Annotated in this window: 11 protein-coding genes; 4 read left to right on the top strand and 7 right to left on the bottom strand. The window is 72.9% G+C overall.

Annotated features, from left to right (window positions below; genetic code table 11):
* Positions 1-3: 3 nt before the first annotated feature.
* Together AB0C16_RS02330 and AB0C16_RS02325 are read right to left on the bottom strand one after the other, a co-directional pair.
* Complete coding sequence (locus AB0C16_RS02330; RefSeq protein WP_357677999.1) at positions 4-1,128, bottom strand: histidine kinase; 1,125 nt, start codon at positions 1,126-1,128, stop codon at positions 4-6.
* 50 nt (positions 1,129-1,178) lie between these two features.
* Complete coding sequence (locus AB0C16_RS02325) at positions 1,179-2,189, bottom strand: hypothetical protein (RefSeq protein ID WP_357677998.1); 1,011 nt, start codon at positions 2,187-2,189, stop codon at positions 1,179-1,181.
* A gap of 97 nt (positions 2,190-2,286) precedes the next feature.
* On the opposite strand from AB0C16_RS02325, the gene AB0C16_RS02320 reads away from it, so the two are divergent.
* From AB0C16_RS02320 to AB0C16_RS02310, 3 genes are read left to right on the top strand one after another with little or no spacing between them, the layout of a single operon-like run.
* Positions 2,287-3,201 carry an LLM class F420-dependent oxidoreductase gene (locus AB0C16_RS02320; RefSeq protein WP_357677996.1) on the top strand — a complete coding sequence of 305 codons (915 nt, stop codon included), beginning with the start codon at positions 2,287-2,289 and terminating at the stop codon, positions 3,199-3,201.
* A 45-nt stretch (positions 3,202-3,246) separates the two neighbouring features.
* Positions 3,247-4,788, top strand: a complete 1,542-nt coding sequence (locus AB0C16_RS02315) for a 3' terminal RNA ribose 2'-O-methyltransferase Hen1 (protein ID WP_357677995.1) — start codon at positions 3,247-3,249, stop codon at positions 4,786-4,788.
* Entirely contained in the window at positions 4,772-7,258 is a 2,487-nt protein-coding gene (locus AB0C16_RS02310) for a polynucleotide kinase-phosphatase (RefSeq protein WP_357677993.1), read from the top strand. The genes AB0C16_RS02315 and AB0C16_RS02310 overlap by 17 nt, the downstream gene beginning before the upstream one ends.
* A 110-nt stretch (positions 7,259-7,368) precedes the next feature.
* Here AB0C16_RS02310 and AB0C16_RS02305 read toward each other — a convergent pair whose 3' ends face one another.
* The 4 genes from AB0C16_RS02305 to AB0C16_RS02290 all read right to left on the bottom strand — a co-directional run bounded on the left by AB0C16_RS02305 (position 7,369) and on the right by AB0C16_RS02290 (position 11,025).
* Positions 7,369-7,827, bottom strand: coding sequence for a DUF732 domain-containing protein (locus AB0C16_RS02305; RefSeq protein ID WP_357677991.1), 459 nt, complete (start codon positions 7,825-7,827; stop codon positions 7,369-7,371).
* 231 nt (positions 7,828-8,058) lie between these two features.
* Positions 8,059-8,946 (bottom strand): phosphotransferase, encoded by an 888-nt coding sequence (locus AB0C16_RS02300; protein WP_357677989.1) that lies wholly within the window; start codon positions 8,944-8,946, stop codon positions 8,059-8,061.
* A 388-nt stretch (positions 8,947-9,334) separates the two neighbouring features.
* Positions 9,335-9,583 (bottom strand): hypothetical protein, encoded by a 249-nt coding sequence (locus tag AB0C16_RS02295; protein WP_357677987.1) that lies wholly within the window; start codon positions 9,581-9,583, stop codon positions 9,335-9,337.
* A 185-nt stretch (positions 9,584-9,768) separates the two neighbouring features.
* Positions 9,769-11,025 (bottom strand): class I SAM-dependent RNA methyltransferase, encoded by a 1,257-nt coding sequence (locus AB0C16_RS02290; protein ID WP_357677985.1) that lies wholly within the window; start codon positions 11,023-11,025, stop codon positions 9,769-9,771.
* Between the two features lie 57 nt (positions 11,026-11,082).
* On the opposite strand from AB0C16_RS02290, the gene AB0C16_RS02285 reads away from it, so the two are divergent.
* The gene (locus AB0C16_RS02285; protein WP_357677983.1) at positions 11,083-12,717 is read left to right on the top strand and encodes an alpha/beta hydrolase; all 1,635 of its coding nucleotides are present in this window, start codon (positions 11,083-11,085) and stop codon (positions 12,715-12,717) included.
* Here the strand turns inward: AB0C16_RS02285 and AB0C16_RS02280 are convergent.
* A complete protein-coding gene (locus AB0C16_RS02280; RefSeq protein WP_357677981.1) occupies positions 12,689-14,731 on the bottom strand; it encodes an APC family permease in 2,043 nt (680 codons plus the stop codon). The genes AB0C16_RS02285 and AB0C16_RS02280 overlap by 29 nt on opposite strands.
* Between the last annotated feature and the right edge of the window lie 57 nt (positions 14,732-14,788).

The following is a 14,788-nucleotide window of genomic DNA, read 5'->3' as shown; positions in this document are numbered from 1 at the left end:
TTCTCATCCGGGCACCGCCGCCCTCAGCAGGAACTCACCGGTCGGTGTGGGCCCCGCCGACAGCGAACCGCCCGCGGTGGCCATCCGCTCGGCCAGCCCGCGCAGCCCGGTGCCGCCCCCGGCCCCGACGCCGCGCACGCCGTCGTTGCGCATCTCCAGCACGCCACCGTCGATGGTGATCGCGCACCGGGTGGCCGCGCTGTGCTTGAGCACGTTGGTGGCGCCCTCGCGCACCGCCCACGCGAGCAGGGCACGGGTGCCGGGCGACAGGTCGTCGGCCCTGGCCTCGACCGTGCAGCGGGTGCCCGCCGCCTCGAGCGCGGCGCGCACCCCGTCGAGCTCCTCGTTCAGGTCGATCCCCTGGTAGCCGTCGACGGCCAGCTGGACCTCGGCGAGCGACTCCCCGGCCAGGCGGCGCACGTCGGCCATCTCGCGGGCCGCCCGGTCCGCGTCCTTCGTGGCGAGCTTGGCGGCCAGCTCGCTCTTCAGCGTGATGACCGACAGGCTGTGCCCGAGCAGGTCGTGCAGGTCGCGGGCGAAGCGCAGCCGCTCCTCCGCGACGGCCAGGCCCGCCTTGGCCTCCTGGCTCTCGTGCGCGTCCCTGATCGTCCACCACAGCCAGCGCCACAGCCACATGGCGAGGACCATCGTCACGGCGGTGAACGCCTGGACGGGCAGGACGACCTGCCACGGCTGCCCGGTGATCACGGTGACGACGGCGCTGGTGAGCACGATCACGACGACGCCCGTGCACACCGCCGCCCACATCGGCTGGAAGAGGACCACGGCCGACAGCCACAGGAACGCGACCATCGACCACGAGCTCTCCCCCAGGGCCTCATTCGGCGAGGAGGGCACGAGCAGCACCGCTCCGAGCGCCGCCACGCCGGACACGACCAGCCGCACGGTCGGCCGCGGCCGGTTGTCGAAGGCGGCTCTGAGCAGGAAGGGAAAAAGGCAGAAGCCGCCCAGCAGGCAGGCCTCCGCGGCCAGGGCGTGCGGCACGGAGATGCGTCCCTCGGCGACGAGGACCGCGACGAAGACGCTCAAGGAGAGCGCCAGCAGGACGATCACGCCGTCCATCCAGTAGACGAGGATCTTTCTCGCCGTCTCCGGGCGGGCCGCCACGGTCCCTCCCCCTCACCGCGATGAGCTTGTCGCTCCAGGAATCCTATAGTTCAGCCGGAAGTACGCCAGAGAGTCCGGGTCACCCCGGAGCCGGGGTCGACCCCGCGCAGGGAGAGCCAGGCCAGCTCCTGGCGGACGGCGAAGGCGGCCAGCTTGCGCGCGTCGGTCTCGCTCAGGTCGCCGTCGCCGGCCAGCACGGAAGTCAGCGCGACGCCGGGGGACTCCTGGCGCGCCGGCCCCAGCGCCCGCGCGATCTGGCCCTGCGCCGCCCGGACGGCCGCCGCGACCCGGGGCATCCTGCCCTCGGGCGCGTCCTGCGGCTCGATCGTGACCAGCAGGTTGATCGTGCCGACGCGCACGCCCTGCTCGCGGGTGAGCCGCAGCATCGCCAGGTCTCGCGCGGCCAGCCCGTACGGCCGGAGCGGGAGCGTGAAGCCGGCCCGCAGCGCGCTCTCCCGCTGCAGGGCGTGGACGGCCCGCGCCCGGCGCAGCACGGTGGCCCGGTCGGCGCCGTCGCGGACCTCGAAGTCGATGGCGCGGACGCCCAGCGCTCCGACGACCTCGCGGTAGGCGGAGGCGAGACCGCCCGGCCTGACGCAGGTGGCGGCGAGCTCCCGCCCGCCGGGACCGCCGAAGACCACGGTCGCGTCGGCCCCCGCGGCCCGCAGGCGGCCGATCGGATCGGCCGCCGGGTCGAGCCGTCCCGACCACGCGGGCGTGCACTCCTCGGCGCCCGCGACCAGGTGTCCGAGGGCGTACCAGCGCAGGCCGGTGCGGCGCGCGTCGGCGGGCAGGTCGAGGCCCGGCTCGCGGGCGGTGTCGACGAACCTCACGAACCCGGACGGCCCGTCATGACCGGCCTGCGGGACGGGCGGCGTGGCCGGCGTGGCCGGTGTGGCCTGGGCGAGAGCCTCGGGCGGGGCGGGCGAGGGACGCGGGGCGGCGTCGGCGGGGAGCAGGCTGATCGCGGCCCCGGTCGCGCCGGCCAGGGTCAGTGCCACGAGGACGGCCAGGGGGCGCGGGAGCGTGCCCGGCTCCCGCCTGTGCCGCTGACCCGACATGTGCCACTCCGAGTGCTTGACCGGCTACAAGCCGTGAAGGCTAGCAGGGGATCACGCGTCCGCGGGTGCGTTTCACCGATACCGGATAATGGGCGGTATGAAGTTGCGGATCTTCACCGAGCCCCAGCAGGGCGCCACCTACGACGACCTGCTGGCCGTCGCCCAGGCCACTGAGCGGCTGGGGTTCGACGCGTTCTTCCGGTCCGACCACTACCAGCGCATCGGGCCGGGCGACCCCGGGCCCGGCTCCACCGACGCCTGGATCACGCTGGCCGGGCTGGCCAGAGAGACCTCCACGATCAGGCTGGGCACGCTCGTGACGCCGGCCACGTTCCGGCTGCCCGGCCCGCTGGCGATCAGCGTCGCCCAGGTCGACCAGATGAGCGGCGGCCGGGTGGAGCTGGGGTTCGGCACGGGCTGGTTCGACGCCGAGCACACCGCGTACGGCATCCCCTTCCCTCCGGCGCGCGAGCGGTTCGCCCGGTTCGAGGAGCAGCTGGAGATCATCCTCGGGCTCTGGACGGCCGCCGAGCCCTACTCGTTCGAGGGCGCCCACTACCGCCTGACCGACTCGCCCGCGCTGCCCAAGCCGGTCCAGCGGCCGCACCCGCCGATCATCATCGGCGGCGTCGGCGCCAAGCGCACGCCCCGCCTCGCGGCGGCCTACGCCGACGAGTACAACGTGCCGTTCCGCACCCTGTCCGACACGGGCGAGGCTTTCGAGCGGGTCCGCCGGGCGGCCCAGGCCGAGGGCCGCCCGCTGGTGTTCTCCGCGGCCCAGACCGTCTGCGTGGGCGTCGACCAGGCCGAGCTCGAGCGCCGGGCGGCCGCCGCCGGCGCCGGGCTCGCCGATCTGCGGGCCGCCGGGCTGGCGGGCACGCCCGCGGAGGTGCTGGAGAAGATCGGCGCGCTGGCCAAGCTGGGCGCCGAGCGGGTCTACCTCCAGGTGCTGGACCTGACCGACCTCGACCATCTGGAGCTGATCGCGGCCGAGGTGCTGCCGCACGTGTGACTAATCGAGTAGCACCGCTTTGTCCTACTGGGTCACACTTGGGCCGTGCTGCTGACGATCTCCACCACCGCTCGTCCGGCGACGGACCTGGGCTTCCTCCTGCACAAGCATCCCGACCGGGTCCAGGAGTTCGGCCAGTCGTTCGGCACGGCCACGGTGTTCTACCCCGAGGCGGGCGAGCGGCGCTGCACGGCGGCGCTGCTGCTCGACGTCGACCCGATCGCCCTGGCCAGGTCGCGCGGCAAGGGTTCCCCCGACTTCAGCCTGTCGCAGTACGTCAACGACCGGCCCTACGCCGCCTCCTCACTGCTGGCGGTGGCACTGGCCGACGTGTTCCGGACGGCCCGCGCGGGCCGGTGCCAGGCCAGGCCGGACCTGCCGGACACGCCGCTGCCGCTGGAGATCGGGCTGCCCGCGCTGCCCTGCCGTGGTGGGCCCGAGCTGGCCGGACGGCTGTTCGAGCCGCTCGGCTGGACGGTGTCCGCGCAGGCCGTACCCCTCGACGAGGGGTTTCCCGAGTGGGGCGACTCGCGGTACGTCCGCCTGTCGCTCAGCGGGACCGTCCGGCTGGCCGACGCGCTCAACCACCTGTACGTGCTGCTGCCGGTGCTCGACGACGCCAAGCACTACTGGATCGCGCCCGACGAGGTCGACAAGCTGATCCGGGCGGGCGAGGGGTGGCTCTACGGGCATCCCGAGCGCGGCCTGATCAGCCGTCGCTACCTGGGCCGCCGGTGGGCGCTGGCCCGCACGGCGCTGGCCCGGCTCGCCGAGCTGGGCGACGAGCCCGAGGAGCGGCTGGAGCCCGCGGTCGCCGAGGAACCCGCCGCCGGCGAGACCGCGGCCGACGAGATGGCCGCGGCCGAGGCCGGCGCCCAGGACGGCCCGCCCGCCGGGACACCGGACGGCGCCCCTCGGCACGACGAGACGCCGGGCGGCGGGCCCGGCGACGGGCGGGAGGGCGCGACCGAGCCCAAGGCGCGCCCACTCGCCGTCCAGCGGCGCGAGGCCGTGCTGCGGACGCTGGAGGAGCTCGGCGCGGCGAGCGTGATCGACCTGGGCTGCGGGCAGGGCGCGCTGGTCGGCGCGCTGCTGGCCAAGCCCAGGTTCGCCCGGGTGGCCGGGATGGACGTGTCGGCGATGGCGCTGACCATCGCGGCCCGCAGGCTGAGGCTGGAGCGGATGCCCGACAGCAAGCGGGCCAGGCTGACCCTGTTCCAGGGCGCGCTCACCTACACCGACAAGCGGCTGTCCGGCTACGACGCGGCCGTGCTCATGGAGGTCGTCGAGCATGTCGACCCGCCGCGGCTGGCCGCGCTGGAGCGGGTCGTGTTCGGGCAGGCCAGACCGGAGCACGTGATCGTCACCACGCCCAACATCGAGTACAACCCGCGCTACGAGTTCCTGACCGGGCTGCGCCACCCCGACCACCGCTTCGAGTGGACCCGCGCCGAGTTCGCCGGCTGGGCCACGCGGGTGGCCGGCGACCACGGCTACCGCGTCACCGTCCAGCCCGTGGGCGAGGAGGACCCCGAGGTCGGCCCGCCCACCCAGATGGGAGTGTTCACCCGTGATCAGCGTCCCTGAGCTCTCCCTCGTGGTGCTCGTCGGCGTCTCGGGCAGCGGGAAGTCGACGTTCGCCGCCAAGCACTTCACGCCGACCCAGGTCATCTCCTCCGACTTCTGCCGCGGCCTGGTGTCCGACGACGTGAACGACCAGTCGGCCACCCCCGCGGCGTTCGAGCTGCTCCACCACATCGTCGGCACCCGCCTGGCACGCGGCCTGCTCACCGTGGTCGACGCCACGAACGTGCAGTATCCCGCCCGCAAGGCCCTGATCGACCTGGCCAGGCGGCACGACGTGCTGGCCGACGCCATCGTGCTCGACACGCCGGAGGAGGTGGCGATCCGGCGCAACGCCTCGCGTCCCGACCGCGACTTCGGGCCGGGCGTGGTGATCCGGCAGCGCAAGGACCTGCGCCGCTCGCTGGGGAAGATGTCCCGCGACGGGTTCCGCAAGGTCCACGTGCTGCGCGGTCTCGACGCGATCGAGAACGCCACCGTCTCCTACGAGAAGGCGTGGACCGACAAGCGTGACCTGACCGGCCCGTTCGACGTCATCGGCGACGTCCACGGCTGCCGCGCCGAGCTGGAGTCGCTGCTGGAGCGGCTCGGCTGGGCCGTCGAGCGCCCCGGCGGCGACGCGGTGTCCGCCCGCCACCCCGAGGGCAGGACGGCGGTGTTCGTCGGCGACCTGGTCGACCGCGGCCCCGACACCCCGGGCGTGCTGCGGCTGGTCATGGGCATGGTCGAGGCGGGCACCGCGATCTGCGTGGCGGGCAACCACGAGCAGAAGCTGGTGCGCGCGCTGAACGGCCGCGATGTCCGGGCCACCCACGGCCTGCGGGAGTCGCTCGACCAGCTGGGCGCCGGGCCGCCGGAGTTCGCCGAGCGGGCCCGCGCGTTCATGGACGGCCTCATCAGCCACTATCAGCTCGACGGCGGCCGGCTGGTCGTCGCGCACGCCGGGCTCAAGGAGGCCTACCACGGGCGCGCCTCCGGCCGGGTCCGCGCCTTCGCCCTGTACGGCGACACCACCGGCGAGACCGACGAGTACGGCCTGCCGGTCCGCTACCCCTGGGCCGAGGAGTACCGTGGCCGGGCCATGGTCGTCTACGGCCACACCCCCACGGTCCGCCCCGAATGGGTCAACAACACGATCTGCCTGGACACCGGCTGCGTGTTCGGCGGCTCGCTGACCGCGCTGCGCTACCCCGAGCGGGAGCTCGTCCAGGTGCCGGCCGAGAAGGTCTGGTACGAGTCGGTCAAGCCGCTCGGCGGCCCCGGCCGCGACCCCGCCATGCTGGACATCGACGACGTACGGGGTACCAGGCACGTCGAGACCCGTTTCGGCACGCGGGTCAAGGTGATGGAGGAGAACGCGGCCGCCGCGCTGGAGGTGATGAGCCGGTTCGCGGTGGACCCGCGCTGGCTCGTCTACCTGCCGCCGACCATGGCCCCGCCGGAGACGTCCCGGCTGGACGGCTACCTGGAGCACCCGTACGAGGCGTTCGAGGAGTTCGCCGCCGCGGGCGTGACCGAGGTCGTGTGCGAGGAGAAGCACATGGGCTCGCGGGCCGTGGCCGTGCTGGCCCGCGACCCGGAGGTCGCAGCGGCCCGGTTCGGCGTCACCGACGGCAGCTCGGGCACCGTCTACACGCGCACCGGGCGGCCGTTCTTCGACCACCTGGCGCCGCTGGTCGACGGGCTGCGGGAGGCGTGCAAGCCGCTGTGGGCCGAGCTCGGCTCCGACTGGGTGGCGCTCGACTGCGAGCTGCTGCCCTGGTCGGCCAAGGCGGGCGAGCTGATCAAGGCCCAGTACGCGTCGGTGGGCGCGGCGGCGCGGGCGGCGCTGCCCGAGGCGGTGTCCGCCCTGGAGGCGGCGGCCGGGCGCGGGCTGGACGTGGGCGAGCTGCTCACCCGCACCCGCCGCCGCGCCGGCAACGCGGCCCTGTTCCGCGACGCCTACGCGCGCTACTGCTGGCCGGTCGACGGTCTCGACGGCGTGCGGCTGGCTCCGTTCCAGATCCTGGCCTGCGAGGGGCGGGCGACGGCGCTGGAGCCGCACGCCTGGCACCTGTCGACGCTGGCCCTGCTGGACTCGCCGCTGATCACCCGGACCCGTCACGTGTTCGTCTCGCTGGACTCCCCGGAGTCCCGGGCCGAGGCGGTCGCCTGGTGGGAGGCGCTGACCGCGGCCGGCGGCGAGGGCATGGTGGTCAAGCCCGCCGCCCACACCCCGGGCCGCGTGCAGCCGGGCGTCAAGGTTCGGGGCCGCGAATACCTGCGCATCATCTACGGGCCCGACTACACCGAGTCGCTGGACGTGCTGCGCGGGCGTTTCCTCGGCAAGAAGCGGTCGATGGCGTTACGTGAGCACGCGCTGGGGCTGGAGGCCCTGTCCCGGCTGGCCGACGGCGACCCGGGCTGGCGCGTCCACGAGCCGGTCTTCGCGGTGCTCGCCCTGGAGTCCGAGCCGGTCGACCCCCGGCTCTGACCCCCTCCTTCCACCGGCCCGGCCGGCCCCCCTCCCTCCACCGGCCCGGCCGGTCGCCACTTCGCACCCGCCGGCCCGGCGAAGCACTCCGCAGCCGCCGGCGCGGCGCGTCAGCTTCCCCCGGCGCACCAGGCCCGGACGGCGATGACGATCTGGCCGGCCTGGTGGCGGGTCACGTCGGTGAAGCGCTCCTGGGCGTTGCTGACCACCTGGGTCTCCGGCTGCCCCTGGACGATCTCCAGGCAGGTGGCGCGGGCTCGGGTGAACGTGCGCTCCTCCTCGGCCACCAGCCACGGGGCGATGCCGTCCAGCCGGGCCAGGAACTCCGACCGCTGCTCCCCGCTCGGGTCGGGCGTCCCGCCCACCACTCCGGACGCGGCCCCCCGCGGCGACGCGGCGGGCGGCGAGCCTCCCGTCTCCGGGGACGGCCGCGAGACGTCCACAGCCAGGATCAGGGCGGCGGCCACCCCGGCCACCAGGACGCCCGCGAGGGACGCCCACACCAGCGGGCCCGGCCCGCGCCGCGGGCTCGGAGACGGGTGGTTCTCCTGCGATCGCTGGGGACACATGCTGCGCACCGTACGCCGTCATGGGCGAATCATCCGGTTCTCCCGGAGTAGGGATGCCCGAAACAACCCCATTCAGGCCAGAACTAACCTTCCTGACCCGCGCGACCGTTGATCGAGGAAGCGGTCGCGGTGGCGGCCGGTGGCCACCGCCCCTTCGGGCACCGCCCTCACATGTGTCGCCAGGGCCGGCCACGTCATGTCCACCGGACGCGCCTCTTCGCCGTGTCCGGGTCAGGCCCGGTACTCGACCCAGGCGCGGCCGGCGGCGGCCGCCCGAGCCCGCGACGCCCGGATTCCCGCGGGGCCGTTGCGGGCGACGAACTCACGGAACAGCGACCACACCGCGGCGAGGCCGGTCACCGCGTCGTCCGGGGCGCTCTTCCACACCGGCACCTCGGCGGCGAGAGCCTCGGCCCGCTCTGGAGTGTGCCCGGCCATGATCAGCCGGGGGATGAACAACGCGGTCTCGACCCATGCGGGGCCATGACAGGCGAGCCCCCAGTCGAGGGCCCGCAGCCCGTCCGCTGTGGCGAGCAGGTTGCCCTCGTGCAGGTCGGCGTGCAGCAGCGTGTCCCCCGCGAGGGCGTCGAACTCGAGCCTCGCGCGAGCGTGCCGGTAGGCGGCGACAGCTTCCAGGTCGGCGGGCGGATCGGCCAGCAGGGCGTCCGCCCGCCTCCGCAGGAACTCCACGTTGTCGTTCACAGGTGGCACATCCGCCCCAGGGTTCGGAGCGAGCGTCTCGCCCAGCACCCGCACCAGGCCGAGCGCGTCGGCCGCGTCCCGGGAACCGGGACCGAGGTCCACGCCGCGGGCGGCGGCGACGTAGTCGAAGACCAGGCAGATCCAGCCGGCGGTGTGCCCGCTCCACAAGAGTCGCGGGGCGGGCACGCTGTCAGGTAGGACGGCGCCGACGAGACGCTCACGGTGGTAGAGCCGAGCGGACGGCGACGAGTCGGGCAGCGCCTTCACGAACACCGGCCCGAACTCGGTCTCCACCCGGACGGCAAGCCCCGCGGTGAGACCTTTCGGCACAGGAATCACCTGCCGGATCGGACCGCACACCGCCGCGATGGCGTCGCGGGCGGCCGCAGGAAGATCATTCCACCGGTGCTCGGTCATGTTCCGCACCATACGCCGCTCCTGCCCGGCCATCAGGGCTCTCAGGTGCTGTCGACGCAGCCTTCGTGGCACTGGCTGCACTTCTGGTTGCACTTAGCCCCACGAGGCCACAGGTCCGGCTCGATCCGGTAGCCGGCCCTCTTCATAGCGATGATGGTGGCGGCGAGACCGCCGCTACCGCGCGCCAGGAGATGGATACCGACCCCCGGCACATGACAGCGACCACGAACGTGCTTGCGATCGGCGACTTGTTGTCCCCCACGGTTGGTTCGTCGGCGAGGTCGAGCTGGTTCACCCTCAGTGCTCCCGGTTGTGCTCGCGCTCGGCGTTGCTCCAGTCGATGTGCTCGACGGCGGCCAGGCGCTGCCGGATGTCTTCGTGGCTCAGCTCATGGCGTCGTCCGCTCGAAGGTGACGCGGCCAGCTGTGAGGTTCGGCCGGGCGACGTAGCCCGCGTCAAGCCAGACGGCCTGCGTGTGCTTGGGGTCGCTCCCCCACCAGGCGGCATGGCGGCTCGCGCTGGCCGGAAGGTCCTCGCCGACCACGCGGGCGACTCCGGCGAACGTCATCTCGATGCGGTCACGGCCGTCGTCCTGGAGGTGTCGGGCGAGCCGCTCGTACTGCTCTCGGGTGATCATCGGCCGCACCTCGGGCACTCCCGAAGTTCGCGCACTGCTCTGGCTTGGGCTCGACGATCAGCGAGCCCGACTCGGCGGCGACCTCGTGGGCGGACCATTGCACGCACCCAGTTTGGGATTCCCTGAGACATACCGAGACCCAGTGAGACGCATGCGGTTGTCCACCTGCTGGTCAAAGCCTTGACCTACTCCCTGACCAGCAGCGCGACGCATTCCACGTGGTGGGTCATGGGGAAGGCGTCGAAGGCGCGCAGATCGTCGAGCCGGTAGCCGCGCTCGGCCAGCCAGGCCAGGTCGCGGGCCAGGGTCGCCGGGTCGCAGGAGACGTAGACGAGGCGCAGGGCCTCCAGCGAGGCGACGCGGGCCACCACGTCGCGCCCCAGCCCGGCGCGCGGCGGATCGACCACCACCAGGTCGGCCCGCTCGATCTGGAAACGGTCGAGCGCCTCCTCCACCCGGCCACGCTCCACCCGCGCCTGCGGGAGGTCGCGCAGGTTGGCGCGGGCGTCGCGGACGGCCGCGGCGTCGGACTCCAGGCCGAAGACGGCACCCTGCGGGCCCACCGCCTCGGCCAGCCCGGCGGCGAACAGGCCGACCCCGCAGTAGAGGTCGAGCGCCCACTCCCCCGGCTCGGGGGCGGCATAGGCCAGGACCGCGTCGAGCAGCGTCTCGGCGGCACCTGGATGCACCTGCCAGAACCCGCTGCCCGACACCCGGAACTCGCGGTCGCCCACCCGCTCGCGCAGGACACCCGAGCCCCGGCGCGGCACCGTGTGGCCCTTGCCCTGGTCGAGCAGGATCGAGGCCGGCGCGTCGAGATCGGGCACGGCCACGCCACGCCGCGACCGGGGCCTGACCACCACGGCGCGATCCCCGCCGGAGGAGGCGATCACCTCGACCCCGGCGGCGCCCGGCCACTCGCGCAGCTCCGCGCCGACCGCCTCCACCTCGGGGTGGGCGATCAGGCAGGCGTCGACCGGCTGGATGTCGTGCGAACGGTGCTTGCGGAAACCCAGCTCGCCACCAGGGCGGGCGGCGAACTGCACACGGGTGCGCCAGCCGAGCCCGTCGGCGGCGCCGGGCACCTCCTCGACGACGATCTTCCTGTCGATGCCCGCCAGCCGGTGCAGCTGCTCGGCGACGACGTCGGCCTTGAGCCCGCGCTGCGCCTCGAGCGTGGCGTGCTGCCAGTCGCACCCACCGCAACGGCCGGGGCCCGCGAAGGGGCAGGGCGGCACCACGCGGTCGGGTGACGGCTCCAGGATCTCCACGGCGTCGGCCCGCAGGAACCGGGTCGTCTCCTCGGTGACCTCGGCGACGACCCGCTCACCCGGCAACGCGTGCCGGACGAAGACCACGCGGCCCTCGTGGCGTGCCACACACCAGCCGCCGTGCGCGACCGGACCCACTGTCAACTCCAGAGATGCCTGTTCCACACGCATACCCTATGCCCTGCCCCTACTGATCACTTTCGAGATCCGATCAACTACTGTGTGCATGTGACCAGGCGGCTCGGGTTCGGGGGCACACTGCTCGCCACACTCTTCTTCTGTGCCTCCCTGACCCCCTCGCTGTTGCCCCGCACCTGGCAGTTGCAGGGGCTGATGGGCGCGGTCACCGCGATCCTGGGCTACGCCGTGGGCGCCGGGGTGGGGGCGGTGGGCCGGGCCGTCATCGTCTACCGGCCGCCGGAGCGGGTCCGGCGCCTGGCCTGGCGGATCATGCTGGCCGGCTGCGGGCTGCTCGCCGCGGCGGCGTTGTGGTACAGCCACGACTGGCAGCGCGACCTGCGCGCCCTCATGGGCATGAGCACGCAGATCACCTGGTTCTCCCCGCTGATCCTGGTCATGAGCATCGCGCTGTTCGCGTTGTCCCTGCTCCTCGCCCGGCTCGTCCGCCTCGGGGGACGCAAGCTCGTCGACTGGCTCGACCGCTTCGTCCCCGCCTACGTGGGCCGCACCGTCGGCGTGCTGCTCGTCGCCCTGCTCGTCCTGGTCTTCGCCAACGACGTGCTGTTCTCCGCCTTCATCGCCAGGATGAACGACATCTCCTCGATCACCAACGACGCGACCCCGGCCGGCCTGCACCGCCCCGAGTCCCCCGAGCTCTCCGGCGGCCCGGGTTCGCTGGTGAGCTGGCAGTCGCTGGGCAACGAGGGACGCCGCTTCACCGGCAACGCCTCCACGGCGACCGAGTTGGAGTCGTTCTCCGGCCGGCCCGCCGCGCGGCCGATCAGGGTCTACGTGGGCCTCGACGCCGCCTCCTCACCCCGCGAGCAGGCGGCGCTGGCCGTGCGCGAGCTCGAACGGACCGGCGCCTTCGACCGCCCGGTGCTGGCGGTGCTGGGCACCACCGGCACCGGCTGGGTCGACCCGACCATCGCCGACACCCTGGAGCTCATGTACAACGGCGACTCGGCCATGGTCGCGATGCAGTATTCGTACCTGCCGAGCTGGGTGTCGTTCCTCGTCGACAAGGACAAGGCGGCGAGGGCCGGTGTCGCGCTGGCCGACGCCGTGCGAGCCCGCTGGGAGCGGCTGCCCGCCGGGCGGCGGCCCCGGCTGGTGGTCGCGGGCGAGAGCCTGGGCTCCTACGAGCTGGAGGCGGCCTTCTCCGGCCTGCCCGCCCTGGCCGCCGAGACCGAGGGGGCGCTGTTCGTCGGCCCGCCCCGCGCCAACCACATCCACAGCGCGCTCACCGCGGGTCGCGATCCCGGCTCTCCCGTGTGGCGGCCCGTCTACCAGGAGGGCGAGACGGCGCGTTTCGCGCAGTTCCCCGCCGATCTGACCCGGCCGCCGGGGCCGTGGCGGCAGCCCCGGGTGGTCTACCTGCAGAACGCCTCCGACCCGATCGTCTGGTGGTCGCCCCACCTCATCTACGACAAGCCCGACTGGCTCGACGGGCCGCGCGGGCCGGGCGTCAACCCGCAGATGAACTGGTTCCCCCTGGTGACGTTCTGGCAGGTGCTGGTCGACATGTCGGAGGCGCTGGACGTGCCGCCCGGCCACGGCCACCGCTACGGCGCGATCATCGTCGACGGCTGGGCGGCGGTCGCCGCGCCGCGGGGCTGGACGGCGGACGACACCGCGCGGCTGGCGAAGCTGGTCAGCGAATCGGGGACTGGTCGTCCTTGACGTTGCGGCGCGGGGGCCGGCGGGCCGATCCGGGAGCGGCGGGCTCGGGACGGCCCAGCAGCCGGTCGGAGGAGTGCAGCTGCCACGGCACGCTCGTCACCATCACCCCCGGCTTGAACAGCAGCCGCGCCTTCAGCCTGAGCGCGCTCTGGTTGTGCAGCAGGTGCTCCCACCAGTGGCCGACCACGTACTCGGGGATGAAGACGGTCACGACGTCGCGGGGCGAGCGGCGGCGCAGGGTCTTGACGTAGTCGAGGATCGGCTGGGTTATCTCCCGGTAGGGCGAGTCGAGCATCTTGAGCGGCACCGGGATGCCCAGCCGCTCCCAATCCTCCTGCAACTGCCGCGCCTCGGCGCCCTCGACGCCCACGGTGACCGCCTCCAGGGTGGACGGCCGGGTGGCGCGGGCGTAGGCGAGCGCGCGCATGGTCGGTTTGTGGATCTTGGAGACGAGCACGATCGCGTGGTTGCGCGCCGGCAGCGTCGCCTCGTCGTACTCCTCGGTGATCTCCAGCTCGGCCGCCACGTTGTCGTAGTGGCGCCTGATGGCCTTCATCATGAGGAACAACACGGGCATCGCGATGCACACGATCCAGGCCCCGACCAGGAACTTGGTGAGCAGCACGACCGCGAGCACCAGCCCGGTCATCACGCCGCCGAAGAAGTTGATCACCCGGGAGCGGTGCATCTGGTGGCGGATCCGCGGATCGCTCTCGGTCTTGAGGTTGCGGGTCCAGTGGATGACCATGCCGGTCTGGCTGAGCGTGAACGAGACGAAGACGCCGACGATGTAGAGGTTGAGCAGGCGGCTGACGTCGGCGTTGAAGCCCCACAGCAGCAGGCACGCCCCGAGGGCCAGGAGGACGATGCCGTTGGAGAAGGCCAGCCGGTCGCCGCGGGTGTGCAGCTGGCGCGGCAGGTAGCGGTCCTGGGCCAGGATCGAGCCGAGCACGGGGAAACCGTTGAAGGCGGTGTTGGCGGCCAGGAACAGGATGAGCGCGGTGACCGCGGAGATGATCACGAACAGCAGCGATCCGCTGCCGAAGACCGCGTCGGCCACCTGCGAGATGATCGGCTGCTGGTAGTAGCCGGGGCCGACCGGGGTGCCGTCCGGCCGGAGCAGGTCGGTGGCGACCACGGCCGGGTCGGCCACCTTCACCCCCGAGGCCAGGCCCAGCGCTATGATGCCGCTGAACATCGTGATCGCGATCAGGCCCATCAGGAGCAGCGTGTTGGCGGCGTTGCGGCTCTTGGGCTTGCGGAAGGCGGGCACGCCGTTGCTGATCGCCTCGACCCCGGTCAGCGCCGCGCAGCCGGTGGAGAAGGCCCGCAGGATCAGGAACGCGGCGGCGAAGGAGGTCAGGTTGGTCTGCTCGGGCACGATGCCGAAGTCGGCGCTGGGCGCCCGGAGCTCGTCGCCGAAGACCAGCAACCGGAAAACGCCCCAGGTGATCAGCCCGAGCACCGCGATCATGAACGCGTAGGTGGGCAGGGCGAACGCGGCGCCCGACTCGCGCAGGCCGCGCAGGTTGACCACGGTGAGCAGGATGACGATGCCGATGGCGACGGCGGGCTTGTGCTCGGCGACGAACGGGATCGTGGCTCCCACGTAGTCGACGCCGTTGGCCACCGACACCGCCACGGTCAGCACGTAGTCGACCATGAGCGCGCTGGCCACGGTGAGCCCGGCGTTCTTGCCCAGGTTGGTGGTGGCCACCTCGTAGTCGCCGCCGCCGCTGGGGTAGGCGTGGACGTTCTGCCGGTAGGACGCGACGACCGTGATCATCACGATCACGACGGCGAGCGCCACCCAGGGGCTGTAGGTGTAGAAAGAAACTCCGGCGAGCGACAGGATGACCAGGATCTCCTGCGGCGCGTAGGCGACGGAGGAGAGCGCGTCGCTGGCGAACACCGGCAGGGCGAGGCGTTTGGGCAGCAACTGCTCGTGCAGCTGCCCGCTGCGCAGCGCACGCCCCACGAGGACGCGTTTAAAGAGATCCGTTCCCTTCGCCACGTAACGAGATGCTAGTCCTATCTTCCGGGGGCGCAGCCAGGACGCTCCCGGATCGGG

The organism is Nonomuraea sp. NPDC048916 (assembly GCF_040649575.1).
Taxonomy (GTDB): Bacteria; Actinomycetota; Actinomycetes; order Streptosporangiales; family Streptosporangiaceae; genus Nonomuraea.
This window is presented reverse-complemented; position numbering and strand designations above follow the sequence as displayed.

Bases quoted from the DNA above. Each gene is read 5' to 3' on its own strand.
- AB0C16_RS02325 (WP_357677998.1), bottom strand. From the start codon at position 2,189: ATGTCGGGTCAGCGGCACAGGCGGGAGCCGGGCACGCTCCCGCGCCCC.
- AB0C16_RS02320 (WP_357677996.1), top strand. From the start codon at position 2,287: ATGAAGTTGCGGATCTTCACCGAGCCCCAGCAGGGCGCCACCTACGAC.
- AB0C16_RS02305 (WP_357677991.1), bottom strand. From the start codon at position 7,827: ATGTGTCCCCAGCGATCGCAGGAGAACCACCCGTCTCCGAGCCCGCGG.
- AB0C16_RS02300 (WP_357677989.1), bottom strand. From the start codon at position 8,946: ATGACCGAGCACCGGTGGAATGATCTTCCTGCGGCCGCCCGCGACGCC.
- AB0C16_RS02295 (WP_357677987.1), bottom strand. From the start codon at position 9,583: ATGATCACCCGAGAGCAGTACGAGCGGCTCGCCCGACACCTCCAGGAC.
- AB0C16_RS02290 (WP_357677985.1), bottom strand. From the start codon at position 11,025: ATGCGTGTGGAACAGGCATCTCTGGAGTTGACAGTGGGTCCGGTCGCG.